Raw genomic sequence first — 595 nt, forward strand, 5'->3', positions numbered from 1 at the left:
CGGATGGTTCTCAGGAGGAGGAACGGGATGGGGCGGGTGCGGACCGTGCTGGTCAGGCCGTGGGTGGTCGGGTTGCTGGTGGTGGCTGTCGCGGGGGCCGGGTTCGGGCTGTACTGGTTCCAGCCGTGGAAGCTGTGGCAGGACGAGACGGTCCAGGAGGCGCTGCCCGAGGCCGTGAGCGCCTCGAAGTCGCCTGTTCCGGCGCCGTCCGGGGAGTCCTCCGCGCCGGCTCCGTCGGGACCCGTGACGCTGGCGAGCGGTGAACTCGTCAGCCACGAGCACGCGACGTCGGGCAAGGTCAGGCTTGTGCGGCTGGCCGACGGCTCCCATGTCGTGCGGTTGGAGGACCTCGACACCAGCAACGGGCCGGATCTGCGCGTGTGGCTGACGGACGCGCCGGTGAAGGAAGGCCGGGCCGGCTGGGGGGTCTTCGACGACGGCGAGTACGTCAGCCTCGGCAAGCTGAAGGGCAACAAGGGCAGCCAGAACTACGTCGTGCCCGAAGACGTCGATCCGGCCCGGTACAGCAGCGTCAGCATCTGGTGCGACCGGTTCGACGTCTCCTTCGGCGCCGCCGAACTCGCCCGTGCCTGAC

At 70.1% G+C, this 595-nt stretch carries 1 protein-coding gene; it reads left to right on the forward strand.

Features of this window, described 5'->3' with window-relative positions:
• Positions 1–27 precede the first annotated feature (27 nt).
• A complete protein-coding gene (locus tag ADL12_RS24270) occupies positions 28–594 on the forward strand; it encodes a DM13 domain-containing protein (protein WP_062705120.1) in 567 nt (188 codons plus the stop codon).
• The last annotated feature ends 1 nt before the right edge of the window (position 595 follow it).

It is taken from the genome of Streptomyces regalis, assembly GCF_001509475.1.
GTDB classification, from domain to species: domain Bacteria; phylum Actinomycetota; class Actinomycetes; order Streptomycetales; family Streptomycetaceae; genus Streptomyces; species Streptomyces regalis.